At 67.7% G+C, this 24,845-nt stretch carries 23 protein-coding genes; 11 read left to right on the top strand and 12 right to left on the bottom strand.

Features of this window, described 5'->3' with window-relative positions; genetic code table 11:
• Positions 1 to 6: 6 nt before the first annotated feature.
• Both ACSQ1X_RS03210 and ACSQ1X_RS03215 read left to right on the top strand, forming a co-directional pair.
• Entirely contained in the window at positions 7 to 1,764 is a 1,758-nt protein-coding gene (locus ACSQ1X_RS03210; protein ID WP_436056633.1) for an amidohydrolase, read from the top strand.
• A 9-nt stretch (positions 1,765 to 1,773) separates the two neighbouring features.
• Entirely contained in the window at positions 1,774 to 3,036 is a 1,263-nt protein-coding gene (locus ACSQ1X_RS03215) for a M20 family metallo-hydrolase (protein WP_436056634.1), read from the top strand.
• Between the two features lie 50 nt (positions 3,037 to 3,086).
• On the opposite strand, the gene ACSQ1X_RS03220 is transcribed toward ACSQ1X_RS03215, so the two are convergent.
• The gene (locus ACSQ1X_RS03220) at positions 3,087 to 3,803 is read right to left on the bottom strand and encodes a VOC family protein (protein ID WP_436056635.1); all 717 of its coding nucleotides are present in this window, start codon (positions 3,801 to 3,803) and stop codon (positions 3,087 to 3,089) included.
• 95 nt (positions 3,804 to 3,898) lie between these two features.
• Between ACSQ1X_RS03220 and ACSQ1X_RS03225 the strand changes: the two genes are divergently transcribed.
• On the top strand, positions 3,899 to 4,495 hold the full coding sequence (locus tag ACSQ1X_RS03225) for a YdeI/OmpD-associated family protein (RefSeq protein ID WP_436056636.1): 597 nt from the start codon (positions 3,899 to 3,901) through the stop codon (positions 4,493 to 4,495).
• A gap of 38 nt (positions 4,496 to 4,533) precedes the next feature.
• Here the strand turns inward: ACSQ1X_RS03225 and ACSQ1X_RS03230 are convergent, their stop codons facing one another.
• The 4 genes from ACSQ1X_RS03230 to ACSQ1X_RS03245 all read right to left on the bottom strand — a co-directional run bounded on the left by ACSQ1X_RS03230 (position 4,534) and on the right by ACSQ1X_RS03245 (position 9,717).
• Entirely contained in the window at positions 4,534 to 5,724 is a 1,191-nt protein-coding gene (locus tag ACSQ1X_RS03230; protein WP_436056637.1) for an ABC transporter ATP-binding protein, read from the bottom strand.
• Positions 5,721 to 7,313, bottom strand: coding sequence for an ABC transporter permease (locus ACSQ1X_RS03235; protein ID WP_436056638.1), 1,593 nt, complete (start codon positions 7,311 to 7,313; stop codon positions 5,721 to 5,723). Before ACSQ1X_RS03235 ends, ACSQ1X_RS03230 begins: the two co-directional genes overlap by 4 nt.
• Before the next feature lie 4 nt (positions 7,314 to 7,317).
• Positions 7,318 to 8,373, bottom strand: a complete 1,056-nt coding sequence (locus tag ACSQ1X_RS03240) for an iron ABC transporter substrate-binding protein (protein WP_055800881.1) — start codon at positions 8,371 to 8,373, stop codon at positions 7,318 to 7,320.
• Between the two features lie 165 nt (positions 8,374 to 8,538).
• Positions 8,539 to 9,717 (bottom strand): glycoside hydrolase family 76 protein, encoded by a 1,179-nt coding sequence (locus ACSQ1X_RS03245; protein WP_436056639.1) that lies wholly within the window; start codon positions 9,715 to 9,717, stop codon positions 8,539 to 8,541.
• Positions 9,718 to 9,898: 181 nt separating this feature from the next.
• Here ACSQ1X_RS03245 and ACSQ1X_RS03250 point away from each other — a divergent pair, with 181 nt between their 5' ends.
• Both ACSQ1X_RS03250 and ACSQ1X_RS03255 read left to right on the top strand, forming a co-directional pair.
• Positions 9,899 to 10,735 carry an SDR family NAD(P)-dependent oxidoreductase gene (locus ACSQ1X_RS03250; protein WP_436056640.1) on the top strand — a complete coding sequence of 279 codons (837 nt, stop codon included), beginning with the start codon at positions 9,899 to 9,901 and terminating at the stop codon, positions 10,733 to 10,735.
• A complete protein-coding gene (locus tag ACSQ1X_RS03255) occupies positions 10,735 to 11,967 on the top strand; it encodes an acyl-CoA dehydrogenase family protein (protein ID WP_436059247.1) in 1,233 nt (410 codons plus the stop codon). The genes ACSQ1X_RS03250 and ACSQ1X_RS03255 overlap by 1 nt, the downstream gene beginning before the upstream one ends.
• Positions 11,968 to 12,074: 107 nt before the next feature.
• Here the strand turns inward: ACSQ1X_RS03255 and ACSQ1X_RS03260 are convergent, their stop codons facing one another.
• From ACSQ1X_RS03260 to ACSQ1X_RS03275, 4 genes are all read right to left on the bottom strand, one after another.
• Positions 12,075 to 12,899, bottom strand: coding sequence for a DUF1684 domain-containing protein (locus ACSQ1X_RS03260; RefSeq protein WP_436056641.1), 825 nt, complete (start codon positions 12,897 to 12,899; stop codon positions 12,075 to 12,077).
• Between the two features lie 35 nt (positions 12,900 to 12,934).
• Positions 12,935 to 13,546, bottom strand: coding sequence for a TetR/AcrR family transcriptional regulator (locus ACSQ1X_RS03265; RefSeq protein WP_436056642.1), 612 nt, complete (start codon positions 13,544 to 13,546; stop codon positions 12,935 to 12,937).
• 139 nt (positions 13,547 to 13,685) lie between these two features.
• On the bottom strand, positions 13,686 to 14,279 hold the full coding sequence (locus ACSQ1X_RS03270; RefSeq protein ID WP_436056643.1) for a TetR family transcriptional regulator: 594 nt from the start codon (positions 14,277 to 14,279) through the stop codon (positions 13,686 to 13,688).
• The gene (locus tag ACSQ1X_RS03275; protein WP_436056644.1) at positions 14,276 to 15,292 is read right to left on the bottom strand and encodes an aldo/keto reductase; all 1,017 of its coding nucleotides are present in this window, start codon (positions 15,290 to 15,292) and stop codon (positions 14,276 to 14,278) included. Before ACSQ1X_RS03275 ends, ACSQ1X_RS03270 begins: the two co-directional genes overlap by 4 nt.
• A gap of 171 nt (positions 15,293 to 15,463) precedes the next feature.
• Here ACSQ1X_RS03275 and ACSQ1X_RS03280 point away from each other — a divergent pair, with 171 nt between their 5' ends.
• From ACSQ1X_RS03280 to ACSQ1X_RS03295, 4 genes are all read left to right on the top strand, one after another.
• A complete protein-coding gene (locus ACSQ1X_RS03280; RefSeq protein ID WP_055800862.1) occupies positions 15,464 to 16,144 on the top strand; it encodes an NADPH-dependent F420 reductase in 681 nt (226 codons plus the stop codon).
• Between the two features lie 13 nt (positions 16,145 to 16,157).
• Positions 16,158 to 16,523, top strand: coding sequence for a hypothetical protein (locus ACSQ1X_RS03285; protein ID WP_436056645.1), 366 nt, complete (start codon positions 16,158 to 16,160; stop codon positions 16,521 to 16,523).
• 115 nt (positions 16,524 to 16,638) lie between these two features.
• Positions 16,639 to 19,503, top strand: coding sequence for a phosphoenolpyruvate carboxylase (gene ppc / locus ACSQ1X_RS03290; RefSeq protein ID WP_436056646.1), 2,865 nt, complete (start codon positions 16,639 to 16,641; stop codon positions 19,501 to 19,503).
• A 111-nt stretch (positions 19,504 to 19,614) separates the two neighbouring features.
• Positions 19,615 to 19,920 (top strand): hypothetical protein, encoded by a 306-nt coding sequence (locus ACSQ1X_RS03295; protein ID WP_055800854.1) that lies wholly within the window; start codon positions 19,615 to 19,617, stop codon positions 19,918 to 19,920.
• Between the two features lie 13 nt (positions 19,921 to 19,933).
• Here the strand turns inward: ACSQ1X_RS03295 and ACSQ1X_RS03300 are convergent, their stop codons facing one another.
• Together ACSQ1X_RS03300 and ACSQ1X_RS03305 are read right to left on the bottom strand one after the other, a co-directional pair.
• A complete protein-coding gene (locus ACSQ1X_RS03300) occupies positions 19,934 to 20,593 on the bottom strand; it encodes a DedA family protein (RefSeq protein WP_235505759.1) in 660 nt (219 codons plus the stop codon).
• Between the two features lie 55 nt (positions 20,594 to 20,648).
• Positions 20,649 to 21,593, bottom strand: a complete 945-nt coding sequence (locus ACSQ1X_RS03305; protein ID WP_436059248.1) for an RluA family pseudouridine synthase — start codon at positions 21,591 to 21,593, stop codon at positions 20,649 to 20,651.
• A gap of 268 nt (positions 21,594 to 21,861) precedes the next feature.
• Between ACSQ1X_RS03305 and ACSQ1X_RS03310 the strand changes: the two genes are divergently transcribed.
• Positions 21,862 to 22,494, top strand: coding sequence for a helix-turn-helix domain-containing protein (locus ACSQ1X_RS03310; protein ID WP_436056647.1), 633 nt, complete (start codon positions 21,862 to 21,864; stop codon positions 22,492 to 22,494).
• Positions 22,487 to 23,179, top strand: a complete 693-nt coding sequence (locus tag ACSQ1X_RS03315; protein ID WP_436056648.1) for an SRPBCC domain-containing protein — start codon at positions 22,487 to 22,489, stop codon at positions 23,177 to 23,179. Before ACSQ1X_RS03310 ends, ACSQ1X_RS03315 begins: the two co-directional genes overlap by 8 nt.
• A gap of 116 nt (positions 23,180 to 23,295) precedes the next feature.
• Here the strand turns inward: ACSQ1X_RS03315 and ACSQ1X_RS03320 are convergent, their stop codons facing one another.
• Entirely contained in the window at positions 23,296 to 24,786 is a 1,491-nt protein-coding gene (locus ACSQ1X_RS03320) for a PLP-dependent aminotransferase family protein (protein ID WP_436056649.1), read from the bottom strand.
• Positions 24,787 to 24,845 lie beyond the last annotated feature (59 nt).

The following is a 24,845-nucleotide window of genomic DNA, read 5'->3' on the forward strand; positions in this document are numbered from 1 at the left end:
AACCCCGTGAAACTCGATCTGCTGCTGCGAAACGCGGACATCATCACCATGGATGACCGCCGCCCGCACGCCACGTCGCTGGGAATCTGGCAGGGCCGCATCGCCGGCCTCGATGACGAGCTGGACGGACTGGACGCGGCCGAGGTCCTGGACCTTGGGGGTGCCACGGTGACCCCCGGATTCATCGACGCGCACTGCCACACGACGTGGTTCGGGCTGGGCCTGGGCGAAGTGGACGTCTCCGGCGCCCGCGGCCTGGACCAGCTGTACGCCCTGCTTGAGGCGGACATGGCCGTCGGCGCGTCCGGCTGGCTCATGGCCACCGGGTTCAGCCAGACGCAGCACGGCGGCGGGTTCCCGGACATTGCCGTGCTGGACCGGATAACTGGAAACCGGCCGCTGTTCATCCGGCACAACTCCGGCCATATGGCCGTGGTGAACACGGCCGCGCTGCGGCTGGCAGGCGCCGAATCGGCGTCGTTCCCGGATCCCGACGGCGGCGTGATAGTCCGCGACGCCCACGGCCGGCCCACGGGCCTGGTCCAGGAGACGGCGCAGCGGCTGATCCAGGAGCTGATCCTGCCGTATTCCCTCGAAGCCATCGAGGACGCACTGGACCGTGCCACACGGCACTACGCCTCGGAAGGCATCACCAGTTTCACCGAAGCGGGGATCGGCGGCGGCTGGATCGGCCACAGCCCGGTGGAACTGGCCGCCTACCAGCGTGCCGCGGCCCACGGCAGGCTCCACGCCCGGGCCCAGCTCATGCCGGTCCTTGACGTTCTCCATCCGCTGGACGGACACGGGACTCTTGGAGCTGTAGCCGCCGGGCCGGGGCCGGCAGCCGCCGGAGCTGTCGGCCTTGACCTGGGCATGGCCAGCGGCTTCGGGAATGACTACCTTTCCCTCGGCCCGGCCAAGGTGTTCCTGGACGGCTCGCTGCTGGGCGAGACCGCGGCCGTCAGCGAGGACTACTGCAGCCACGGCCACACGGACAACAGCGGCAACACCGGGTATTTCCAGGCCGACCCGGAGGCGCTGCGGAACAGGATTGAGGCGGCCTACGCGGCGGGCTGGTCCATCGCCGCGCACGCCATCGGAGACCGGGCCGTGGACCTGGCGATCAGCATCATCACGGACTGCGCCGGCAAATACGGGCCGCGCGCCCTGCCCAACCGGATCGAGCACGCTTCCGTCACCAGGCCGGACCAGGTGCAGCGGCTCGCGGACGCCGGAATCGCGGTGACCCCGCAGGCCAGCTTCTTCGCTGAGGGCGGCGACGGCATGACCGCATCGCTGGGACCGGAACGGCTGGGCTGGGCCTACCGCGCGGCGTCGTTCACGGACGCCGGCGTGACCCTCGCAGGAAGCTCGGACCGTCCCGTCGCGGACGGCAACGTGCTCCGCGGAATGCAGGCCTTCGTGGACCGCCGCACATCCTCAGGGGCCGTTTTCGGCAACCCGGACGAGCGCCTGAGCCCCCGTCAGGCACTGGCTGCGTACACCACCGGAGCCGCCGCGGCCACCGGCCTGTCGCACCTCAAAGGCACCCTGAGGGCCGGCAAGCTGGCTGACTTCACGGTCCTGAACGGCTCGCCACTCACTGCCCCGGACATCTCGGCCCTCCGGGTCCTTGCCACCGCAGTCGGCGGCTCCTTCACCTACGGGGGAGGCCGCTTCCCGGGCGCGGACCGCGTCGGCGAGTCAGCCCGCAACACCTCCGCCGGCAGTACCTTCATCCGTCCAGCCACCAACCGTTCATAGGGGAACTCCGTGACCACAACAACAATCCTCAGCGCCCGTGACAACGCTTTCGTCCGGGACTTCTACACCATGAGCGAATTCGGAGCCACCCCGAACGGCGGCGTGGACCGGCAGGCCGGCTCCGTCCCGGACGGCCAGCAGCGGCAGTGGCTCACGGGTCTGCTGGAGGCCAGGGGTTTCATGGTGAAGTTCGACCACGCCGGCAACCAGTGGGGCCTCTACGAAGCGGTGGCCGGTGCCCCCTACGTAGTGGTGGGCTCGCACATGGACTCGCAGCCCACCGCCGGACGCTACGACGGCGCCTACGGGGTGCTGGCAGCAGCCCACGCCGCCTTTCGCCTCGTGGAGAAGTGGAACGCTTCCGGCCCTGACGGCCAGCCCCGCTTCAACGTTGCGGTGGTCAACTGGTTCAACGAGGAGGGCTCGCGGTTCAAGCCCTCCATGATGGGTTCCTCGGTGTACACCGGGAAGCTGGAGCTGGAGACGGCGCTGGCCACCACCGATGCCGCCGGTATCTCGGTCCGCGATGCTCTGGACGCCATCGGCTGCCGCGGGGAGTATGAGGGACCGCAGGCCGCCTTCTGCGCCGAAATCCACATCGAGCAGGGCCGGAGCATGGAGCGGGAAGGCGTTACCATCGGCCTGGTCCACTCCAACTGGGCCGCCAACAAGTACGAATTCGTGGTGAACGGCGAGCAGGCCCACACCGGCTCCACCGTGATCGCGGACAGGAAGGATGCCCTGCTGGGTGCCTCCATGATGGTGGTGGCCGCCCGGGAGCTGGCCGACCGCTTCCCCGGCGTGCTGCACACCTCCGTGGGGCAGCTGACCGTCTACCCCAACTCGCCGGTGGTCGTGCCGTCCCGCGTGAACCTGCTGCTGGACCTGCGCAGCGCCGACGAAGCAGTACTGGCGGAGGCCGATGCACTGCTGCACCAGCGGATCGCCGAGATCGAGCAGCTGGCGAACGTCACCGTGGAACGCGGTCATTCCCACTCCTGGCCGGTCACCCCGTACCAGCCCGAAGGCGTGGAACTGGCAGCGAAGGTGGCCGCCGACCTCGGCCTGGCGAACAAGCCGGTGATGACCCTGGCCGGGCATGATTCCACCAACATGAAGGACATCGTCCCCACGGTAATGCTCTTCGTGCCCAGCGTGGACGGCATTTCACACAATGAACACGAATACACCACCGACGAGGACATCGTGGCCGGCCTCACCATGCTCACCGAGGTGGTCGCCCGTCTCTGCGACGGCGCCCTGGAGGACTGAGCCCGGAGGACCGCCGCTGGCACGGTAGTCAGTACCGCCGCCAGCGCGGGTCAGTGCCGCGAAGAAACCCAGAGCGCCGGGACGTCCCGGCCTGCCGCGTCGGGGCTGGCCACATGCAGGGTCCGCCCGAACGCCTCTTCCGTGATGGTCACGTTGATGCCCGCTGCGGCCAGCCGGTCCCGCAGGACCGACAGCTCGCCCGTGTACTCAAAGCCCAGCCCGGGCCGGGCGGCGCCGTCCACAGGGCGCACCATCAGCACGCCGCCGTTCTTGGCGGTGAAATCCGCGGTTTCGTCGTCATCCGGCACCGGCCGGAGCCGCGCGCCCATGTTCCGCAGGGTCTGTGCCGCGGCAGCGGCGTCCGGCGTGAACCAGACTTCGACGACGGCGAGTCCCGGATCGGCGTCCGCGCACTGGGCGCCGTGGGCGGCTTTGTCCGCGAAGAAACTGAAACCGTCCTCGCCGGTGATCCGGCAGGAGGCCCCGTGGTCCGCGTCGACCAGTTCGGCCGGTGTGGTCCCGTCCTCCACGGAGGCCAGGTTGGTCCGCCGGGCGAATTCGGCGAGGTCGCCCACTTCGACGCCGAACGCCGTCGTGCCGTCTTCGGCGGAACCGGCTTCGGCGGAATGCAGCGCCAGGCGGCCGGAACCGGCGTCGTACTCTTTCCAGGGACCGTCATCAACGGTCTTCACCATTCCCAGCTCCGTGAGGAGCTGCTCCCACTGGTCCGGGCGGGACGTGAAATGGACGGGTCGGACACGCAGCATGGGACACTCCTGGGCTCGCTTTGCGATGACTTTGACGGCGACACTGCCATGATGCCACGCCTTGATTAAGGAATCCCGGGTAGCAGAATGGTGCCATGGCCATCGAACTTGAAGAACTGCTGGTGAAGGACGCCGCCGAATGGCGCAGCTGGCTGGAACAGCACCACACCACCAGCCCTGGCGTCTGGCTGGTGCTGCACAAGAAGGGTGGCAACACCACCGAGCTGGACTACGAGGCCGCGCTGCAGGAGGCGCTGTGCTTCGGGTGGATCGACGGCCAGGGCAGAAGGCGCGACGACGACAGCTCCTTCCAGCGGATGACGCGCCGCGGCCCCAAGAGCGTATGGTCGGCCCGGAACGTTGACCGCATCGAAAAGCTCGAGGCAGCGGGCAGGATGACCGCGGCCGGCCGGGCCGCCGTCGAAGCCGCAAAAGCGGACGGACGCTGGGAGGTGGCGTATTCCGGGGCGGCCTCCGCCGAAGTGCCGGCGGACCTGGCGGCTGCCATCGCCGCCGAACCGCGGGCGCAGGCCATGTTCGATGTGCTGACGTCGGTGAACCGCTTCGCCCTGATTTACCGCACCAACTCGGTCAAGCAGGCGGCCACCAGGGAACGCAAGATCGCAGGATTCGTCGAGATGCTGGCACGCGGCGAAACCCCGTACCCGCAGAAGAAGCGCCCCGCGGAGTAATCGCCCGCGCGGGCGGGCGCCCCGCGGAGTCGCAACCGTCAGACGGTGGCGTCCTCGTCCATGGGGAAGGCCACGGCTTCGCCGACCACGCGCAGGCAGAGCTCCATGCCCGGCCGCGCGATGGAGGCGTTCCAGTGCCGGATGGTGATCACTTCGCCGCCTCCCGGGAACCGGTGGTCCGGGACAGCGCCGGCTGCCAGCTCCGGCGGCACGGCCAGTTTCAGGCGCACGGTTGTTTCCGGGCCGAAATAGTCCGTATCAACCACCACGCCGCGGATGGGGCCGTCCTCCGCGATGCGGATCTGCTCGGGCCGCAGCATGAGCTGCACGCGTCCCTGGGCCGGGGGCCTGCGCACCGGGATGCCGCCCAGCGAACACGTGGCCAGCGAACCCTCCATCCAGGCGTCCAGGATGACGGCGTCGCCCAGGAACTCCGCCGTTGCCCGGTCCGCGGGGCGGGTGTAGACCACGAAGGGGTTGCCGATCTGGGCCAGCCTGCCGCCGCGCATCACTGCAACCTGGTCCGCGAAGGAGAGAGCCTCGGCCTGGTCGTGCGTGACAAGGATGGTGGTCACGCCGGCTTCGCTGAGGACCTTGGCCACCGCGCGGCGGGTGGCAACGCGGAGGCCGGCGTCCAGCGCGGAGAAGGGCTCGTCCAGCAGCATCAGCTCCGGCTCGCGGGCCAGGGCGCGGGCCAGTGCCACTCGCTGCTGCTGACCGCCGGAGAGCTGGTGCGGCCGGCGCTTGGCCATGGACGGATCGAGGGAGACCATCTCCAGGAGCTCGCCCACCCGGGCCGCGACCTCGCGCCGCCCGCCGGAAAGGTGGCTGGCACTGAGGCCGAAGGAGACATTCTGGCCCACCGTGAGGTGCGGGAACAGGGCGCCGTCCTGGGCGACGTAGCCGACATGGCGTTTGTGCGCCGGCACCCAGAAGCCCTCGCCGGCCACCTTGGTGCCGTTGAGTGAAATGCTGCCGGTATCGGGATGCTCGAAGCCGGCGATCAGGCGCAGCAGCGTGGTCTTGCCGGAGCCGGAGGGGCCGACGATCGCGGTGGTTCCGCCCTTGGCCACGGACAGGTTGACGCCCTTGAGGACCGCCTGTGAACCGAAGTTCTTGGTGACGGCCTCGATCTCCAGGTGGCTGTTGGTGCTGGGCGCCACGGACGCGGCGATCCGCGGTTCCGGAAGCCTGGAGGGGGCATCGCGGGAAGTGTAGGAATCGGTCACTGTCCGGCCACTTTCTTGGACTGCTGGAAGAGGAGGTAGGTCATGGGGGCGGAGATGAGGATCATCAACAGCGCATACGGTGCCGCGCCGGCGTAGTCGATCTCGCTGCTCTTGCTCCAGAATTCGGTGGCCAGGGTGCGCGTGCCGTTGGGGGAGAGCAGCAGGGTGGCGGTGAGTTCGTTGACGATGGCAAGGAACACGAGTGCAGCGCCGCCCGCCGCTGCGGGCGCCGTGAGCCGTAGCGTGACGCGGATGAAGGAGACCAGCGGCGGTTTGCCCAGCGCCTGGGCGGCTTCGTCGAGTTCCTTGGGCGCCTGGGCCAGCCCGGCCCGGATGTTCACCAGTGCGCGCGGCAGGAAGAGCAGCACATAGGCCGCGATCAGCAGCACCGTGGTCTGGTAGAAGCCGGGGGCAACCCTGATGCTGACGGTCACGAAGGCCAGGCCCACCACGATGCCCGGCATGGAACTGGTGATGTAGTTGGACAGTTCCAGTGCCTTGCTGAACCAGCTCGGGTGCCGGACAGCGAGGTAGGCCATGGGGAATGCCACCACGGTGGTTGCCAGTGCACCGGTCAGGCCGTAGCCCATGGTCTGCAGCAGGGCGGGAAGGAATTCGTCGGCCACCCAGATGTCGGCCCCGCCCGCGACGATCCAGCGCAGCACGAACATCAGCGGCAGGCCGAACGCCAGGGCGGTGAGGCCGGTCAGGAAGAGCTGGGACGGAACCTGGTAGGCGTGCAGCGGCAGGCGCAGCGCCCTGGCCTGCGCACCGGACCCCACCCGCGCGTAGCGTGCGGTGCCGCGGCTTCGCACCTCAACCAGGAGCAGGATGAGGCAGAAGAACACCAGCACGCTGGCCAGCATGTTCCCGGCGGTGCCGTTGAACGTGGACTGGTACTGCACCATGATCGCGGTGGTGAAGGTGTCGAAGCGGATCATTGCGAATGCGCCGTATTCGGCCAGCAGGTGCAGCGAGACCAGCAGCGCCCCGCCGGTCATGGCGATGCGGAGCTGGGGGAGGACCACCCGGAAGAAGGTGCGCCACGCGCCCAGGCCCAGGGAGGCCGCCGACTGTTCGATGGCCGGGTCCAGGCGGCTCAGTGTCGCGGCGGCCGGGATGTAGACCAGGGGGAAGTAGGACAGCGTGGCGATCAGCACACCGGACCAGAGACCGCCCATTGAGGGCACCGCGGAGACCCAGGCGTAGCTGTTGACGAAGGCCGGGATGGCCAGCGGCGCGGCGAGCAGGACAGCCCACCATTTGTGCCCGCGCAGTGTGGTCCGTTCCACCAGCCAGGCGCCGCCCACGCCCAGGACCACGCAGAGCGGCACGGTGATGGCCATCAGCAGCACGGTGTTGAGGAGAAGCTCACCGACGCGCTCCCGGAAGATCAGCGCGACGGCGGTGTCCCACCCCGTGGCGGCCGTCATCACGATGACGTACCCCAGCGGGAGCAGCGAAAACAGGGCAATGAGGACGGCGATGACGGATACTGCGGAAACGCCGAAAGGCGGGCGGGGGCGCTTGCCCCTGCCCGCCGTCGTCGTGCTTCCGGAAGTGTCCGGTGCCGCTAGGTCAGTTGGCACTGATTTACAGCAGTCCTGCCTTGGTCATCAGCTCGGTAACCTTTTCGGAATTGAGCTTGGCCGGGTCAACGGTGGGCGCCTGCAGTTCGGTCAGCGGAACCAGCTTGTCGTTGGCCGGGACATCGGAGGCGATGGCGTACTCGAAGGAGGTGCCCTTCTGCAGGACCTCCTGGCCCTTCTTGCCGGTGATGAACTTCAGGAAGGCCTGCGCCGCCGCTGCGTTCTTGGACGAGTTCAGCACGCCGCCGCCGGACACGGAGACGAACGCGCCCGGGTCCTGGTTCTTGAAGTAGTACGGCGTGACGTTCTTGGAGTTCTCGCCGGTCTTGGCCTGGTCGCCGTAGTAGTAGTAGTGGTAGATCAGGGCGGCGTCGACTTCGCCGGCGTTGACAGCCTTCATTGCCGTGCTGTTGCCCTTGTAGGCCTTGAAGTTTTCCTTCATGCCCTTGAGCCATTCCTCGGCCGCGGCTTCGCCCTTGAGCTCAAGCAGCGCGGAAACGATGGCCTGGAAGTCGGCACCGGACGGTGAAGCGGCCCACTTGCCCTTCCACTCCGGCTTGGCCAGGTCCAGCATGGACTTGGGCAGCTGGGCCTCGCTCAGCTTGGCCTTGTCGTAGACCAGCACGGTGGAGCGGGCTGCGATGCCGGTCCACTTGTTGGTGGAGGGGCGGAAAGCGGCGGGCACCTGGTCAACGGTGGCCTTGTCCACGTCCGCGAAGAGTCCGGCGTTCTCAACCTGCGCCATTGCGGGCGAGTTTTCCGTCAGGAACACGTCGGCCGGGGAGGCTGCGCCTTCCTGGATAATCTGGTTGGACATTTCGGTGTCCGAGCCCTGGCGCAGCGTAACCTTGACGCCGGTTTCAGCGGTGAAAGCGTCGATCCATTCCTTGGTGAGGCTTTCGTGCTGGGCGTTGTAGACGGTGATTTCGCCAGCAGCCTTGCCGTCCGCTGCCGCCGTGCTGGCGGCGGGGGTGGAGCTTCCGGAGCCGCAGGCGGCCAGGCCGAGGGCTGCGGTGGCGGCGAGTGCGATTCCTGCCAGCGCGTTGGTGCGGATCTTCATTGGGGGCTTCTTTCTGGAAAAAAGTCTTGGTGGACCGGAGTCCGCGTGAGGGGGAAGTTAGGGCATGCTCACTGCCAAAAACTGTAGGTTAGCCAAACCTAAGAGACCAAGTCGAAGCGGTCTTAAGTGATCAGGATCACATCAATTACGGAACTTTTACGTGACTTAATTCCGGATGGCCAACACTGCGGCGGCGGCCTCCAGCACCATCCAGGCCTGGAGCTGGGTGGAAAGCTCGACGGCGGCACCGGCCGGATACGAGCCGCTCGCCGGCGTCTCGGGATATACCGGGAACACTAGGTGCGCACCGTGCCGCGCCAGCGGCTCCACGGTTCCCACGGTGCGGCGCCCCTCCCAGAGCGCCTGCGCGGTTTCGATGACCAGAGCTACCGCGACGGCCCTCGTCCGGTCGGAGAGCCGTCCGTCCACTGCCGCCAGCGCAAGGTACCGCGCCAGGATCCCGGTGAACAGGCCGCCGTCGCCCGTTCCGTCACAGCGGAGCACGGCGGCAGTCTTGCCGGAGGCCAGGATGGCGGGGCGCGTCAGGTTGCGGGACACGGCGTCCACCAGGCTGGCCGCCCGGTCAAGGTTCGGCTGGCCGCCGAGCTCCAATAGCGCACCCAGGACGGGCCCCTGGTTGTAGGTGTAGATGGCGGCTTCCAGCACCACCTTGCCGTCGGGGCCGATCCGCAGGCCGTCCTGGTACATGCCCTGGGCGGGGTCGAACAGCTTCGTGTGGAGCCAGTCCACCAACGCCTGCGCCTTGGCCGTATTCCCGGTGCGGGCATAGTAGAGCGCTACCGGCGCCGTAGCAGGTGTGTTCTTGAAGTCCCGTTTGGTGCTCCAGAAGGTGCCGCCGCCCAGGTCGTCCGTGGACGCGGAATCGAACTGCAGCGTGAGGCTTTTCCGGATCCGGGCGTGGCGGCGGGCGCCCGGCTTCCGCGTCTGCTCGGCCAGGTTCGCCAGCCGGAGGGTAGATAGTGCGAGCCAGGCCATGTCGTCGTAGTAGTTGTTGACCACGGTCAGGAAGTTGCGGAGCCGGATGCCGGTGACCAGCTGCGAGGCCAGCCGTCCGGCGCTGGGCCGGCTCCCGCCGTCGAACCTTGCGCCTTTCGCCAGCTCCCGGCGGCCGGCGTCCACCAGGCAGTCCACGTAGTGGGCCTGCCACCAGTAGTGCCAGGGGCGCCTCAGGTTCTTCAGCCTGCCGGACGGCCGTTCAATGGCCGCGATATGCGTTCCGGGGAGGAAGAACAGCCGTTGCCCGAACATCCTGGTGACGGACCGGGCGGCCTCGTCGGCGCGGACAGACCAGTCCGCGGGGGTGGCGGCGTCCGGGGAGATCATGGTGCCAGCCTAGCCCGGAGTCCGGACAGTGCGCAGCCGGGACGGCCGTACGGTGTGCGTCCGGGGTGGCGGGCGGGTGTGCGTCCGGGGTGCCGGGCGGGTGTGCGGTTTGCTCCTATTCCAGTTAACATTCATTAACTAGCGTTACGCCGGGGTTCCGGTTCCACATCAAGGAGGATGCATGGACATCAAAGGTACTGTCGCGCTCATTACGGGCGGGGCCTCCGGGCTGGGCGCCGCGACGGCACGGCGTCTGTTCGACGCAGGGGCCTCCGTAGTGCTGGTGGACCTGCCGTCCTCGCGGGGCGAGGAGTTCGCGGCCGAGTTGAACGGCCTCGGCGGCGCCGGAACCGATGCCGGTGCGTCGGGTGGTGCCGGGGCCGCTGCCGGCGGAACCGCTGTTTTTGTTCCTGCCGACGTAACCAGCGAGGACCAGGTGCAGGCCGCCGTCGACGCCGCCGTCGCCCTGGGGCCGCTGCGCATAGTGGTGAACTGCGCGGGCATCGCCACGCCGGGGAAGGTCCTGGGCCGCGATGGTGTGCTGCCGCTGGAGACCTTCAACCGCGTCATCCAGATCAACCTGGTGGGCACCTTCAACGTGATCCGCCTGGCTGCCGCTGCCATGGCCGCCACCGAGCCCGTCTCGACCGGACTCGGCGGCCCGGAGCGCGGCGTCATCATCAACACCGCCTCCGTGGCCGCGTTCGACGGCCAGATCGGCCAGCCCGCCTACGCCGCCTCCAAAGGGGCCGTGGCGGCAATGACCCTGCCGATCGCCCGCGAACTGGCCCGTTCCCTGATCCGCGTGGTCACCATCGCGCCGGGCATCTTCGAGACGCCCATGATGGCCGGACTGCCGCAGGACGCCCAGGATTCGCTGGGACAGCAGGTTCCGCACCCCTCACGGCTCGGCCGCCCCGCCGAATACGCCAGCCTGGCCGCGCACATCGTGGACAACGCCATGCTCAACGGCGAGACCATCCGCCTCGACGGCGCCATCCGGATGGGGCCGAAGTGATGCCGGCGGCAAATCCGGGGATACCGGACCCGGCTGCGAACGCTGTGGATTCTCTGCCTACTGCTGATTTCTTCGGGTTCGAATCGCTGCTCAGCGAACGCGAACGGCTAAAACTGCAGGAGCTGCGGGAATTCCTGGCGGCCGAGATCGCGCCGTTCGCCACGGAATGGTGGAACAACGCCGAATTCCCTGCCCATATCCTGCCCAAGCTGGCGGCCCTGGAACTGAGCGCACCGGCCCAGCGCGGCTACAGCCACCTGTTCGCGGGCCTGGTGATCGCCGAGATCACCCGGGTGGACACGTCCATCGCCACATTCTTCCTGGTGCACCATGACCTCTTCGTGGAGTCGCTGTACGGATTCGGCTCCGACGAGCAGAAGTCCCGCCTGCTCGACGACGCCGCCAACCTCCGCACCACCGGCGCCTTCGCACTGACCGAGCCGGAGCACGGCTCCGACGTGGCCGGCGGAATGGAAACACGGGCGCGCCGCGTGTCCGGCTCGACGGGAGCTGCCGACGGCGGCGACGTCTGGGTCCTCAACGGGGCCAAACGCTGGATCGGCAACGGGACGTTCTGCGACTACATGCTCGTCTGGGCGCGGGACGAGGCCGACGGCGCCATCCGGGGATTTATCGTGGACGCGACGCTGCCCGGGGTGGGCCGAAGCCGGATCGAGAACAAGATTGCCCTGCGTACGGTGCAGAACGCGGACATTGTCTTCCGGGATGTGCGGGTGCCGGAGGCAGACCGCTTCGCCGGCATCGGAAGCTTCGAGGACACCAACGAACTGCTCCGGGGGTCCCGGATCATGGTGGCGTGGCAGGCGGTGGGCCAGCAGCTGGCGGCGTTCGACGTTGCCCGGCAGCACGCCGTCGAACGCCAGCAGTTCGGGCGTCCGCTGGCCAAATTCCAGCTGATCCAGCAGCAGCTGGTGACCATGTTGGGCAATGCCGTGGCCAGCATGGGCATGATGGTCCGGATCGCGCAGCTGCAGCAGGAGGGCAAGGCGGACATGGCCCAGGTGGCGCTGGCGAAGTCGTACACGAGTGCCCGGATGCGCGAAACCGTGGCCATGGGGAGGTCCATCCTGGGCGGCAACGGGATTGTGTCGGACTTCCGGATGGCCAAGATCTTCGTCGACGCCGAGGCCATTTACACCTATGAGGGGTCGTTCGAGATCAACACGCTGATCGTGGGCCGCGCCGTAACCGGAGTATCCGCGATCGTCTGAGCCTGGAGCGCGAACGGACACTTGAGGCCCCTCACCCGAGTGTGAGCCTTGAGCGCGAACGGACACTTGAGGCCCCTCACCGTGGGGGCTTAAGTGTCCGTTCGCGCTCAGTCGGCGATCATCGGGTCCTTCTCGCCGGCTTCGATCCGGTAGTCCAGGCTGTTGTTCTTCACCGGCATGGGGCAGGTCCCGTAGGGCGTGAAGGCGCTCGGGTAGTTGATGGCGCGGTTGAAGTCGAGGACCACTGATCCGTCCGGCCTCGGCTTCGCAGTGGACACCTTGCGCCAGTCGTCCGTTGAATCGCCGTTGGTCTCATCGTGGAACGTGACGGTCAGTGCGCCGAGCTTCTCTTCTTCGGCCTGCAGGTGGAACTCGTGGTCCTTGCCGGGCAGCCGGAACACCAGTTCGCCCACGGTCCGGTGCACGCCGTCCACCAGCGGATTCGCTGTGCCGATCGGGACGTCCACGGGCTCCGGATAGGCGCGGAAACTTGCTTCGACCACCAGGTCGGGGCGGTACTCAAAGGTGGGCACGCCGTCGAACTCGGTAAACACCGGCGACTTCGAATCCCTGGTGCGGATGGCGTACTTGTCCGCCCGCATGGCCAGTTCCACCACCACCTGCTTGCCGTCGTCGCCGCCGAACTGAACCCACATCAGCGATTCCTCGTCCGCCAGTACGGCGGAAATGGTGCCGTCCACCGGCTGCCCGGAGTCCACCAGCGTCAGCCCGTCCGCCGCCCCCGCGGTGAGGAACGCCGTCGTGCCGTCCGTTGACCAGAGTCCCGGGGCGAGGTCGACGGCGGCGGGCTGGGTTTCCAGCCACTGGAACGACGTGAGCGTCAACCAGCCGTAGTCACCGGCCAATGCTTTGTTGCGGTTGGCGCGGAACCGGTTCCAGCGTTCCACGATGGCATCAGGGGCAGTGTTCATTGTTCCTCCAAGGTGGCGCGGCCGTCGCGGCAACCTTACTCCGCGGCGCCCAAGCTTGCAGCGATCAGCCGGGAGGCAGCATCCCTGGCTGTCTCGGCGGCCTCCGGGTCACCGTCGAGCACGCCGCTGGCCAGGCCGCCGTCGAGGATCAGCGACAGGCTCCGTGCGAGCCGGTCCGGACGCGCGGCGCCCGCCTCGGCAGCCAGCCCCTGCATCCACGCCAGCACAGCCCTCTTATGCGCAACCGTGCGTTCGTGGACGGGGGTTCCCGACGCCGACTCGGCCGCTGCGTTGATGAAAGCGCAGCCCCGGTAACCGTCACGGCGGCAGGCAGAGGTAAGGGCATCGAACAGCCCAACGAGCTGTGCCGCCGGGTCCGGTCCTGCGGCCTCCGCAGCAGCGTGGAGCTGGCCGGTCCAGATGGCGTCGACCCTGTCCAGGTAGGCCAGGATCAATTCGTCCTTCGCCGGAAAGTACTTGTAGAACGTGGCCTTGGAGATCCCGGACTCGGCGATGATGGTGTCAATGCCGGCGGCGCGCAGGCCGTGCGCGTAGAACAACCTGAAGGCGGTTGCCAGGATCTTCTCCCTGGCGGGGCCGGCGGAAGTTCGGACAGCCTGCGGTGCGGAGGCTGCTCGCGTCGTCATACGTCAATGGTACACAGACAAGTCTGTCTCAGGCGGGGCCCGCACTGCTGGTAGGCCAACCCGCCCGGGGTCTGGGGCGGGTGCCCGCGCAGGTCAGGCCTCCCCGCCCGCGTAGGTCAGGCCTCTTCGCCCGCGCAGGTCAGGGGCGGGCGTCCAGACCGTTCACCAGCAGCTTCCACACTTCCGTCAGATCGTCATGGATCGCCGGATCCGCCCACTCCGCGGCGTGCAGCGGGTGGTGAAACCGGGCAGTGGCATACAGGACGGTGCGGCCGGCAGTGACCGCCTCCGTCCGGGCGAACTCGCCGTTTTCGATGCCGTCCGCGATGATTTCGGTCAGCTGTGCGGCGAGGTGGTTCACATGGGCGGCCACCACTTCCCTGGCCTCAGCGGTCAGTTGGCTGAAGGTCCCGAACAGCTCGGGGTCTTCCAATGCCATGCCTTGTTTGATGGCCGCGAGCCGCTGAAGCCAGCGAAGGAGCCGCTCGGACGCGGGGCCGGCGGTGTCCAGCGACGGATCCAGGGGTTCGATGATCCGGTCAAGCCACCTCCTTGCCACCGCGTCCCGGAGCGCAACTTTCGTGGGGAAGTGCCGGTAGACGCTGCCGTGGCTCACGCGAAGGACCTTGGCAACGTCCACCACTGTGGCCTTTGCCAGGCCGAAGCGGCGAAGGACGTCTTCGGCGGCGTCCAGGATGCGCTCTTCCGTCAATACGACGGCGGCAGGGCTCACTTCCGCTCGCTGTCGAGCATGGCCATCTGGCCCGCGTCGTAGCGTGTACCGGCGGCGGCGTCAGCCGGAACGGCCGCTTCGATGTCGGCGAGATCCTGGCTGGAGAGGGCCAGCGAGGCGGCCCCGAGGGACTCGGCCAGCCGGTCGCGGCGGCGGGCGCCCACCAGGGGGACGATGTCCTCACCGCGCGACAGCACCCAGGCGATGGCCACCTGGGCCACGGTGGCGTCCTTATTGTCGGCAATGAGCCGCAGCCGCTCGACGAGCTCGAGGTTGCGCTGCAGGTTTTCGCCGGAGAACCGGGGGAGATGGGCGCGGAAGTCCCGGCGGTTGCCCTCGGTCTGGGCGGGCCAGTGACCGGAGACGAGGCCGCGGGACAGGACACCGTAGGCGGTGATTCCGACTCCCAGCTCACGGGCTGCGGGCAGGATCTCTTTTTCGAGGCCGCGGGAGATCAGCGAGTATTCGATCTGCAGGTCTGAGATCGGGTGCACGGCGTGCGCTCGGCGCAGCGTTTCAGCCCCCACCTCGGATAGCCCGATGTGGCGGATGAGGCCCTGTTTCACGAGCTCGGCCAGCGCGCCCATGGTTTCTTCGACGGGGACGGCGGGATCGAGGCGGGCCGGCCGGTAGATGTCGACGTAGTCGGTGCCGAGGCGGCGCAGGGAGTAGGCGAGGAAGTTCTTGATGGCTGCCGGCCGGGTGTCGACGCCGTTCCATCCCCCGCGCGCGTCCCGCAGGACGCCGAACTTGACGCTGATCTGCACGTCTTCGCGGCGCCGGCCGCGGATGGCGTCGCGCAGCAGGAGCTCGTTGTGCCCCATGCCGTAAAAGTCGCCCGTGTCCAGCAGGGTGACGCCGGCGTCGAGGGCAGCCTGAATTGTGGCGACGCTCTCCGCGTCGTCCGCGGGTCCATAGAGGTCGGACATGCCCATGAGGCCCAGCCCGATGGGCGCCGTGGCGGGTCCGGCGGAGCCGAGGGTGCGGCGGAAAGCTTGCATGGAAGTGGTCATAAAGCGAGCTTACAAGAATCAGCTGACAGATTTCAATAATTGTCAGTCGTTACCACTTTGCCTTCAGCCGATCCCTTGCGGTGCTCGGGTCGGCCTGATACCGTCAAGCCCACGGGTAGACGAACCTGTCTACCCCAAGAACCTAACCAACGCCCAGAGGATGAGAACGCCATGCAAATTGCTGTACTAGGAACCGGGACCGTTGGCCGGACCATGGCCGGAGCGCTGGCAAGTCTCGGCCATGAAATCGTCATCGGAACCCGCGACCCGAAGGCGACCCTTGCCCGCACGGAGCCGGACGCCATGGGTGCGGCTCCCTTCGGCACGTGGCTCCAGGAGCACCCTCACGTCCACCTGGCCGCGTACGCCGATGTGGCTGCAGGCGCGGAGCTGGTAATCAACGCAACTGAAGGTGCAAGCTCCGTCGCTGCGCTCTCTGCCGCGGGTGCGGAAAATCTTGCCGGCAAGATTCTCTTGGACATCTCGAATCCCCTTGATTTCTCCCATGGCATGCCGCCGACGCTCAACCCGGTCAACACGGACAGCCTGGGGGAGCAGATCCAGCGGAAGTTCCCCGAAGCCAAAGTGGTCAAGACCCTCAACACGATGAACGCAAGTCTGATGGTTGATCCCGGCCGCGCGGCGGGCGGCGACCACTCCGTGTTCGTCTCGGGCAACGATGCGGACGCCAAGCATGAAGTGGTCACGCTCCTCAAGAGCCTTGGGCACCAGGACGTGATTGACCTGGGCGACATCACCACGGCACGCGGCACCGAGATGCTCCTGCCAGTCTGGATCCGGCTCTGGGGCGCGCTGGGGACCGCAAACTTCAATTTCAAGATCGCACGCTGAGCCGGGGCGAGGCATGGACGCGCTGCTCACGGTGGTGGCCTGCCTCGCGCTGATTGCCGGGTTCACCGTGGCGGGGATGTCCGTCTTGAAGCGTCGCGGAAACGCCAAGGGGGCAACGGGATCGCTGGGAAGCGTCCTGGGCATCTTTGACGCCACGGGCGCCCCCACCCGCACGGAATCTGCTGCCGCCAGGGAAGAGCTGAAACAGCGGCGGCACGAGTCCACGCAGTCCGGGAAGGGCCCCGACCACAACGAGGCCTACACCGGGAAAATCACCATCAGGGCTGTACGGCCGCCCGCGGCGGCGCCTAATAAGCCCGCGGCGGCGCCTAATAAAGCAGGGGCCGCCGCGGACGTCAAGGGCACGAACACTATCTGAGACGAATTCCCACGCCGCAACAGTGCCGGGTAACATCCCATAGGAACACGTAACCCGGCTCACAGTATCCAGCGCAGTGTACGAGCCAAGTCCGAACCCTCGAAAGATAGTTTCCATGGCTGACACTGCAGTAAATCCAGGCTCCCATCTCGCAGCAGGCGCTGACCCGGCGGGCCCCGATGCCAGCAGCGATCTTGCGTCCGAACTCCGGGCGGACGTCCGTCGCGTCTCCACCCTGCTGGGCGAATCGCTGGTCCGCCAGCACGGGCCCGAGCTCCTCGACCTCGTGGAGCAGGTCCGCCTCCTGACCAAGGAATCCAAGGAAGCCGCCCGCGGCGGCGCGGATGCCACCGGCCCCTGGAGCTCGCACGACGTCGTCGCCCAGGTCCGCGAACTTCTCGGCTCCCTGCCGATTGACCAGGCCACCGACCTGGTCCGCGCTTTTGCGTTCTACTTCCACCTGGCCAACGCCGCCGAACAGGTCCACCGGGTCCGCGGACTGCGGACCCGGCAGGAAAAGGACGGCTGGCTGGCGAAGGCCGTGGAAGAGATTTCCGGCCAGGCCGGACCTGCAGTGCTCCAGGAAGTGGTCAACGAACTGGATGTCCGTCCCATCTTCACGGCCCACCCCACCGAGGCGTCCCGCCGCTCCGTGCTGGACAAGATCCGCCGGCTTTCCGACGTCCTGGCAGTTTCCACCGAGGAAGGCACTTCGGCCCGCCGCCGCCAGGACCGTCAGCTCGCCGAAGTGATCGACCAGATGTGGCAGACGGACGAGCTCCGCCAGGTCCGGCCCACCCCGGTGGATGAGGCCCGCAACGCCATCTACTACCTCAACAGCATCCTCACCGACGCCATGCCGGAGATGCTCTCGGACCTCTCCGAGCTGCTGGCCGAACACGGAGTCACGCTGCCGTCGCAGAAGGCGCCCCTCCGCTTCGGCTCCTGGATCGGCGGCGACCGCGACGGCAACCCCAACGTCACCGCCGCCGTCACCCGCGAGATCCTCCAGATCCAGAACCAGCACGCTGTCCGCATCAGCATCGCGATGATCGACGAGCTCATCGCCATCCTGTCCAACTCCACGGCACTGGCCGGGGCGGCCCAGGAACTGCTGGACTCGATCGACACTGACCTCAAAAACCTGCCGGGCCTGGACCGCCGGGTGCTGGAACTCAACGCCCAGGAGCCCTACCGGCTGAAGCTCACCTGCATCAAGGCCAAGCTGCTCAACACAGCCAAGCGCGTAGCGGCCGGCTCCTCGCACGAGCCGGGCCGAGATTACACCTCAACCGCGGGCGTCCTCGCCGAGCTTGGACTGCTGGAGGAATCACTCCGCAACCACCACGCCGGACTGGCTGCGGACGGTGCCCTCGCACGGGTGCGCCGCGCCATCGCTTCCTTCGGGCTGCACCTCGCCACCCTGGACATCCGCGAGCACGCCGACCACCACCATGACGCCGTCGGACAGCTCATGGACCGCCTCGGCGGCCCCGGTGTGCGGTATTCCGAACTCAGCCGCACCGAGCGCCTGGAAGTGCTGGGGGCGGAACTGGGATCCCGCCGTCCGCTGTCCGGCCACCCGATAAAGCTCGACGGCGTCGCTGACGGCACGTACGACGTCTTTCGTGAGATCCGCCGCGCCCTGAAGACCTACGGCCCGGACGTCATCGAGACGTACATCATTTCGATGACCCGCGGGGCCGACGACGTCCTGGCCGCTGCGGTGCTGGCCCGCGAAGCAGGACTGGTCAGCCTCTTTGGTGAGGCGCCGTACGCCAAGATCGGTTTCGCGCCGCTGCTGGAAACGGTGGAGGAGCTGCGGGCTTCGGCGGAGATCGTGGACCAGCTGCTGTCCGATCCGTCCTACCGGGAACTCGTCCGGCTGCGCGGCGACGTGCAGGAAATCATGCTTGGCTACTCGGACTCGAACAAGGAATCCGGCGTGATGACCAGCCAGTGGGAGATCCACAAGACCCAGCGGAAGCTGCGCGACGTCGCGGCCAAGCACGGCGTCCGGGTGCGCCTCTTCCATGGCCGCGGCGGTTCCGTGGGCCGCGGCGGCGGACCCACCTACGATGCGATCATGGCCCAGCCGAACGGTGTCCTCGAAGGTGAAATCAAGTTCACCGAGCAGGGCGAAGTCATCTCGGACAAGTACTCGCTGCCCGAGCTGTCACGCGAAAACCTGGAGCTGTCGCTCGCTGCCGTGATGCAGGGTTCCGCACTGCACCGGACCCCGCGCACCTCCGAGGACCAGCGCGAGCGCTACGGCCACGTCATGGAGACCATCTCCGACGCCGCCTTCGCCCGGTACCGCTCGCTCATTGACGATCCGGATCTGCCGGCCTACTTTATGGCCTCCACCCCGGTGGAACAGCTCGGCTCCCTGAACATCGGCTCGCGTCCGTCCAAGCGGCCGGACTCGGGCGCAGGACTGGGCGGGCTGCGCGCCATCCCGTGGGTCTTCGGTTGGACCCAGTCGCGGCAGATTGTGCCGGGCTGGTTCGGCGTCGGTTCCGGTCTGAAGGCCGCCCGCGAAGCCGGCAACACGGATCAGCTTGTGGAAATGATGGAGCGCTGGCACTTCTTCCGCTCAGTGCTGTCCAACGTGGAAATGACACTGGCCAAGACGGACATGGACATTGCCGGCTACTACGTTTCCACGCTGGTCCCGAAAGAGCTGCACCACCTGTTCCGGGCCATCCGTGACGAATACGAACTCACCGTCACGGAGATCCAGAACCTCACCGGCGAGCACGTGCTCCTCGACGCTCAGCCAACCCTCAAACGCTCCCTGGAAATCCGCGACCAGTACCTGGATCCCATCAGCTACCTTCAGGTGGAACTGATGCGCCGCATCCGGGCCGAAGGTTCCGAGGGCGAAAGCATGTCCGGGGGCGAGATCGATGAGCGCCTCCAGCGGGCCATGCTCATCACCGTCAACGGCGTAGCAGCCGGCCTCCGCAACACCGGATAGTCCCACTCGTCCGATGCCCGGGACGGTTAGCGCGAACGGGCAGATAAGGCCCTGCGGACGAGGATCTGCGGGCGTTATCTGCCCGTTCGCGCTGACGCTAGGGTGGATTCCATGCCTTCGTTCCAGACAAGACTTAAGATCACCGGGCTGAAGCCTGGCAACGCTCCCGAGGCCGTGATGGCCGCCGCCGTCGAAGCCCTTGGAACAAGGCACCACGTGGAGTCCAACCAGCTGCAGATCGCCGGCGGAGTGCCGGAACTGAACCTCCGCTTCCTGGTGGAGGCAACCGAGTACACCGGGGAGAACAACCAGGCGCGGGAGTCGGCAGCGATGATGCGCGACGCCGTCGAACGCGTTGCGGTGACCGGTGCACTTCTAGTGCTCCGCCGCAGCCGCGGCCGTTGGGCTCCCGTCTGACCTGGTTTCCCGTTTAGCCCGAAGGCGCTGCGTCCGGGCTTGGATCGTCGGCCGGCTCGTCCACCGGGGACCGGCTGCCGCGGCGGCGGGTGACAATCATGCCCACCACCGCGCCGATCACCAGTCCGACGGCGACGCCGATCAGCGAGCTCGCCCAGAACGGCAGCTTGGTGGCGGAGCCCGTGAAGTAGCCGAGCCCCGTGAGCCAGGTGCCCCAGAGCACTCCGCCCACGGCGGCGCAGAAGCTGAACGCGCGGGTGGTGACGTCGGCGATGCCAGCAGCGGCCGACGTCGCCAGCCGGCCGCCCGGAATGAACCGCACGCCGATGATGGCCCCGTACGTGGTGGACCGGCCCGCCTTGGCGATGGCCGCGTGGATGCCGCGGTGGAATTTACGGCCCCACCGCCACCGGTCCAGGACATGGCTCAGGCGGCGCTTGAACAGCTGGAACACCACAACGTCGCCGATCCACGACGCCAGTGCGGCAAGGAACCCCACCAGCAGAAAGTTGGCGCGGCCCTCGGCGGACAACGCTCCGCCCGTGATCACCACCATTTCGGAGGGCACCGGCGGGAAAATGGCGTCGCCAAGGACGATGGGGATGATCCAGAAATAGATCGCGGCGCCCCAGGTGTCAGCGTTGGCGAGGTCCATGGGCACAAGGTACCTCATTTTTGCGCCTCGGGCGGGCCAGTGATGTCTTACTTACGCCAGTCTCAGGCCGGGGCTACGCAGGAGCTTCGCTGAGCTGGAGCCTGCTGCGGTACTCCACCGGCTGCTGGGTGATGGGGTCCACAAAACGGATCCCGCGGGCCAGGAGCTGGAGCGGCCGGGTGTAGTCGTCCGGCGCCTTGTCCAGCAGCTCGGGGTAGAAGGCGTCGTTCACGATCCCCAGACCGAGGGACGCCATGTGCACCCTGAGCTGGTGCGTCTTTCCCGAGTGCGGCTCAAGCCGGTACAGCGCCCGCCGTTCCGGGGCACCTGCTGGACTGCCGGCGTCGTACGTTTTCATCACGTCGATCCGGGTTTCCGCATTCGGTTCGCCGTCGATGACTTCGGCGAGGAGATAGCTGCGGGACTTGGTCATGCGGTTCCGCACCACCACGGGGAACTCGACGGCGGGATGTCCCGCTGCCGGTTCCGCGGCGGACACGCACTCGTACTCCTTCTGGACCTGGCGCTTCTCGAACAGCACCTGGTACCTGCCGCGGGTCTCCGGGTTGGTGGAGAGCAGGAGGATGCCGGCCGTCATCCGGTCCAGGCGGTGCATGGGGATCAGGTCCGGGAGGTTCAGCTGGTTCCGGAGCCGCACCAGGGCCGACTCCTGGATGTAGGTGCCGCCCGGGGTGGTGGGCAGGAAATGAGGCTTGTCCACTACCAGGATGTGGTCGTCCTGGTGCAGGATGTTCAACTCCACGGGCAGGCGGGTCTCCGGCGGGAGGGTGCGGTAGTACCAGATGAAGGTGTGGTCCTCGAGCCTGGTCCGCCTGTCCAAGGGGATGCCGCCTTCGCCCACAATCTCGCCCGCGTCGAACCGGTCCTCGATGCCCTGCGGGTCGATGTGGCCCCAGCGGTGCATCATGTAGTCCATAGCGGTGTCCCACGGCCCCTCGTCCGGGAGGCGCAGGCGGGTCGCGTTCACGCCGTCGCGCACGGGGAGGGGGGATTGCATCACCGGTCCATTCTACCGGGGTGGCGCCCGGTGTCCCTCGGCCCGGCAGCTCTGCCCCCGCGCGGCTCGGCCTCTCGCGCCTCTCGGCCCCGCGCCGCTCGGCCCCGCGCGCCTCAGCCCCGCGCGGCCCGGCCCCGCGCGCCGAATTCGCCGGAACCATGCCCGGATCGCCGAAAACTTCCGGCGACCCCGCACGGTTCCGGCGAACTCGGCACCGGCGGTAAAAAAGTTCTTGACAAATAAAATTGTCGGTGGCGATACTTAAACCATGTTGGACATCGAAGTGATCGAGGACCCGGCGGCGGCGGAAGCCTCACTGGACCCCATCCGGACCCGCATCCTCCAGGAGCTTGCGGAGCCCGGCTCGGCCACCCAGCTCGCCGCGAAAGTAGGGCTGCCGCGGCAAAAGGTGAACTACCATCTCAAGGCGCTGGAGCGGCACGGCCTGGTGGAGCTGGTGGAGGAGCGCCGCAAGGGCAACGTCACCGAGCGCGTGCTGCAGGCCACGGCCGCTTCCTATCTCATTTCGCCGGCGGCCCTGGCCTCCGTGGCGCCGGATCCGCACCGTTTCGCGGACCGGTTCTCCGCCTTCTGGCTTCTGGCGCTCGCCGGGCGCATGGTCCAGGAAGTGGGGAAGCTGATTGCCGGGGCCGCGGCCGCACGGCAGAAACTCGCCACGTTCGCCATCGACGGCGAAATCACCTTTCGCACCGCCGCGGACCGGGCCGCGTTCGCCGAAGAACTCGGCGTCGCGGTTACCCGGCTCGTGGACAAGTACCACGACGGCGGCGGGACGGGCGGGCGGAAGCACCGGATCGTCGTCGCGCTTCACCCGGCACTCAAAGAACCAAAACAAACCACCCCGTCCGGGGATAAGGAACAGGAGCAGGACAATGACTGACAACCGGAAATTCGAGATTGTTTACGACACCGAGCTGCCCGGCACCCCGGAGCGCGTCTGGGAAGCCGTCACCAACGGGACGTCCGGCTGGATGTTCCCCACGGACCAGTGGCCGGCCGTGAAAACCGTGGAGGAGTATCCGCAGCACCTGGTGTCGCGCATGGACGGACCGGACGGCTGGTTCAACCAGCTGGAGCACGTCCTGGAACCGCTCGACGGCGGCCGGGCCAGGCTGCATTACGTGCACAGCGGCATCTTCGCCGACAACTGGGACGAGCAGTACGACGGTGCCAGCAAGCACACCGAGTTCTACCTGCACACTCTGGGCCAGTACCTGGAATACTTCGACGGCCGGCCCGTGGTGTTCACGGACATCCAGGGTCCCGCGGCCTCGCAGGTCCCGGACGGCTTCGTGCAGCTGAAGAAGGCGCTGGGCGTGGATGCAGCCTCGCAAGGGGACACCTTTGATGTGGAGCTCGACGGCGTCGGGCGGCTGACGGGGCAGGTGGACTTCGCCAACGAGAACTTCCTGGGCCTGCGCACCGCGGACACGATGTACCGCTTCTTCGGCCGCAACGCCTTCGGCGCACCGGTGGGCATGACCGTCCATGACTTCAGCGGCGGCGGGGATTCCGAAGCCACGGCGAAGGCCTGGGGTGACTACCTCGGGAAGGTCTACGCGTAGGCGGCCCGTCAACCCGCAGGACGCGACGCGCAAAATACCTGACGACACGCAAAGTGCCTGGCGCTACCGGAATACCGGCGCGTCAGGCATTTTGCGCGTCATAAATGGATGCCCGCTCAGGCGATGGCGACGGCGGGTGTGTGCCGGAGGCTGCGCCGGAGCTGCGGTGCGGCGTCGAGCTTCTCCTGGGCCGAGCGGAGCGCCCGCACCGCCGTCTCCAATTGCCCGGGCGAAAGAGTGAAGGGGAGGCGCAGGTAGTGCTCGAAAGCCCCGCCAACGCCGAAACGGGGTCCGGCAGCCAGCCTCACGCCGAAATCCGGGCCGATGACCGTCAGCGCCGTGCTGATCGGCGCCGGGAGCCGGCACCACACGCTCAACCCGCCGTCGGGCCGTTCCGGCTGCCAGTCGGGGAGGATGCCGCCGATCAGGTCCAGCAGCGCGGCCCGGTTCTCGCGAAGGTCTGCCAGCCGGGCCGGAAGCGGTTCGTCGAGGGACCGGACCAGGTGAGCCGCGGCCAACTGTTCCACCACAGGTCCGCCCAGGTCCATGGTGGTGCGGGCTGCGGCGAAGCGCCGGATCAGCGAACTTCCGGCCCGTATCCAGCCTGTCCGCAACCCCGCCCAATGCGACTTGCTCAGGGAGCCGATGGTGACCACGTCCGGACTGAAGGCCGCCAGCGGGGCCGTGTCCACGGCGTCGAGGTTCAGTTCGCGCAGTGTCTCGTCCACCACCAGCACCGTCCCCGTAGCGGCTGCGGCCCGGACCAGGCGGCGGCGCTGGGGATCGGACATCAGCCGGCCCGTCGGGTTGTGGAAGTCCGGCACCACGTACGCCATCTTGGGGCGCTGCTGCATCATGGCGGCTTCCATGCCGGACACGTCCCAGCCGCCGCCGTGGGGGAGGGCGACCGGCACGGGCCTGCAGCCGCTGGCCCGGATGGCATCCAGTGCGTGCGGGTACGTGGGGTGGTCAACCAGCACTTTGTCCTGCCGGCCGGCCAGGGTGCGAAGCACGATGTTCAAGGCGTGCTGAGCGCCCGAGGTCACCAGGATCTGGTCAGCCGTGGTGGGGACGCCGGCCTCCATGTATCGGGCAGCGATCGCCTCGCGGAGTGGGGCAATGCCAATCGCGTCGTAGCCAAAACCCGGCAGCAGGGCCGGCAGTTCCGTCAGTGCGGCGGCGAAGGCGCGGTGCACCACTTCGCCGCTGGCCGGCAGGGACGCGTACGCGAGATCGAGCAGGCCCGGCGGGGCTGCCAGTCCCGGCGCGCCGGCCAGGGCGTTGGGGCTGATCAGCTCGGTTGCTCCCGGACCGCCTGCGCCTGCGGGCATCTGGCGGGGGATGCAGGTCCGGCCGCGGCTGCCCTGGCGGCTGCTCAGGAATCCCTGCTCGCGGAGGCTCGCATAGGCGGCCGTCACCGTGGTCCGGCTCACTCCCAGCGTTTCGGCCAGGGCGCGCTCGCTGGGCAGCGCCATATCCAAGGGGACGCGCCCATCCAGAACCAGGAGGCGTACGACGTCGGCCAGCTCGCGGTATGCCGGGGCGGCGCCGCGGTTCCATCCGCCCAGGAGGCGCATCAAGGCAGTGGGGTTCAGGGAGCCGGACATGTAGCCAGTATCTCAAACTGGATATGGATTGCAAGGCCAGTTCTGACGGAGGATGGACG

This window comes from Arthrobacter sp. LjRoot78 (assembly GCF_964254335.1).
Classification (GTDB): Bacteria; Actinomycetota; Actinomycetes; order Actinomycetales; family Micrococcaceae; genus Arthrobacter.

Excerpts from the sequence above, each read along its gene's own strand:
- ACSQ1X_RS03315 (WP_436056648.1), top strand. The coding sequence starts at position 22,487 with ATGACTGACAACCGGAAATTCGAGATTGTTTACGACACCGAGCTGCCC.
- ACSQ1X_RS03245 (WP_436056639.1), bottom strand. The coding sequence starts at position 9,717 with ATGATCTCCCCGGACGCCGCCACCCCCGCGGACTGGTCTGTCCGCGCC.
- ACSQ1X_RS03225 (WP_436056636.1), top strand. The coding sequence starts at position 3,899 with ATGGCCATCGAACTTGAAGAACTGCTGGTGAAGGACGCCGCCGAATGG.
- ACSQ1X_RS03240 (WP_055800881.1), bottom strand. The coding sequence starts at position 8,373 with ATGAAGATCCGCACCAACGCGCTGGCAGGAATCGCACTCGCCGCCACC.
- ACSQ1X_RS03295 (WP_055800854.1), top strand. The coding sequence starts at position 19,615 with ATGCCTTCGTTCCAGACAAGACTTAAGATCACCGGGCTGAAGCCTGGC.
- ACSQ1X_RS03300 (WP_235505759.1), bottom strand. The coding sequence starts at position 20,593 with ATGAGGTACCTTGTGCCCATGGACCTCGCCAACGCTGACACCTGGGGC.
- ACSQ1X_RS03255 (WP_436059247.1), top strand. The coding sequence starts at position 10,735 with ATGCCGGCGGCAAATCCGGGGATACCGGACCCGGCTGCGAACGCTGTG.
- ACSQ1X_RS03260 (WP_436056641.1), bottom strand. The coding sequence starts at position 12,899 with ATGAACACTGCCCCTGATGCCATCGTGGAACGCTGGAACCGGTTCCGC.
- ACSQ1X_RS03265 (WP_436056642.1), bottom strand. The coding sequence starts at position 13,546 with ATGACGACGCGAGCAGCCTCCGCACCGCAGGCTGTCCGAACTTCCGCC.
- ACSQ1X_RS03305 (WP_436059248.1), bottom strand. The coding sequence starts at position 21,593 with ATGCAATCCCCCCTCCCCGTGCGCGACGGCGTGAACGCGACCCGCCTG.
- ACSQ1X_RS03250 (WP_436056640.1), top strand. The coding sequence starts at position 9,899 with ATGGACATCAAAGGTACTGTCGCGCTCATTACGGGCGGGGCCTCCGGG.
- ACSQ1X_RS03275 (WP_436056644.1), bottom strand. The coding sequence starts at position 15,292 with ATGACCACTTCCATGCAAGCTTTCCGCCGCACCCTCGGCTCCGCCGGA.
- ACSQ1X_RS03320 (WP_436056649.1), bottom strand. The coding sequence starts at position 24,786 with ATGTCCGGCTCCCTGAACCCCACTGCCTTGATGCGCCTCCTGGGCGGA.
- ACSQ1X_RS03280 (WP_055800862.1), top strand. The coding sequence starts at position 15,464 with ATGCAAATTGCTGTACTAGGAACCGGGACCGTTGGCCGGACCATGGCC.
- ppc (WP_436056646.1), top strand. The coding sequence starts at position 16,639 with ATGGCTGACACTGCAGTAAATCCAGGCTCCCATCTCGCAGCAGGCGCT.
- ACSQ1X_RS03310 (WP_436056647.1), top strand. The coding sequence starts at position 21,862 with ATGTTGGACATCGAAGTGATCGAGGACCCGGCGGCGGCGGAAGCCTCA.
- ACSQ1X_RS03220 (WP_436056635.1), bottom strand. The coding sequence starts at position 3,803 with ATGCTGCGTGTCCGACCCGTCCATTTCACGTCCCGCCCGGACCAGTGG.
- ACSQ1X_RS03285 (WP_436056645.1), top strand. The coding sequence starts at position 16,158 with ATGGACGCGCTGCTCACGGTGGTGGCCTGCCTCGCGCTGATTGCCGGG.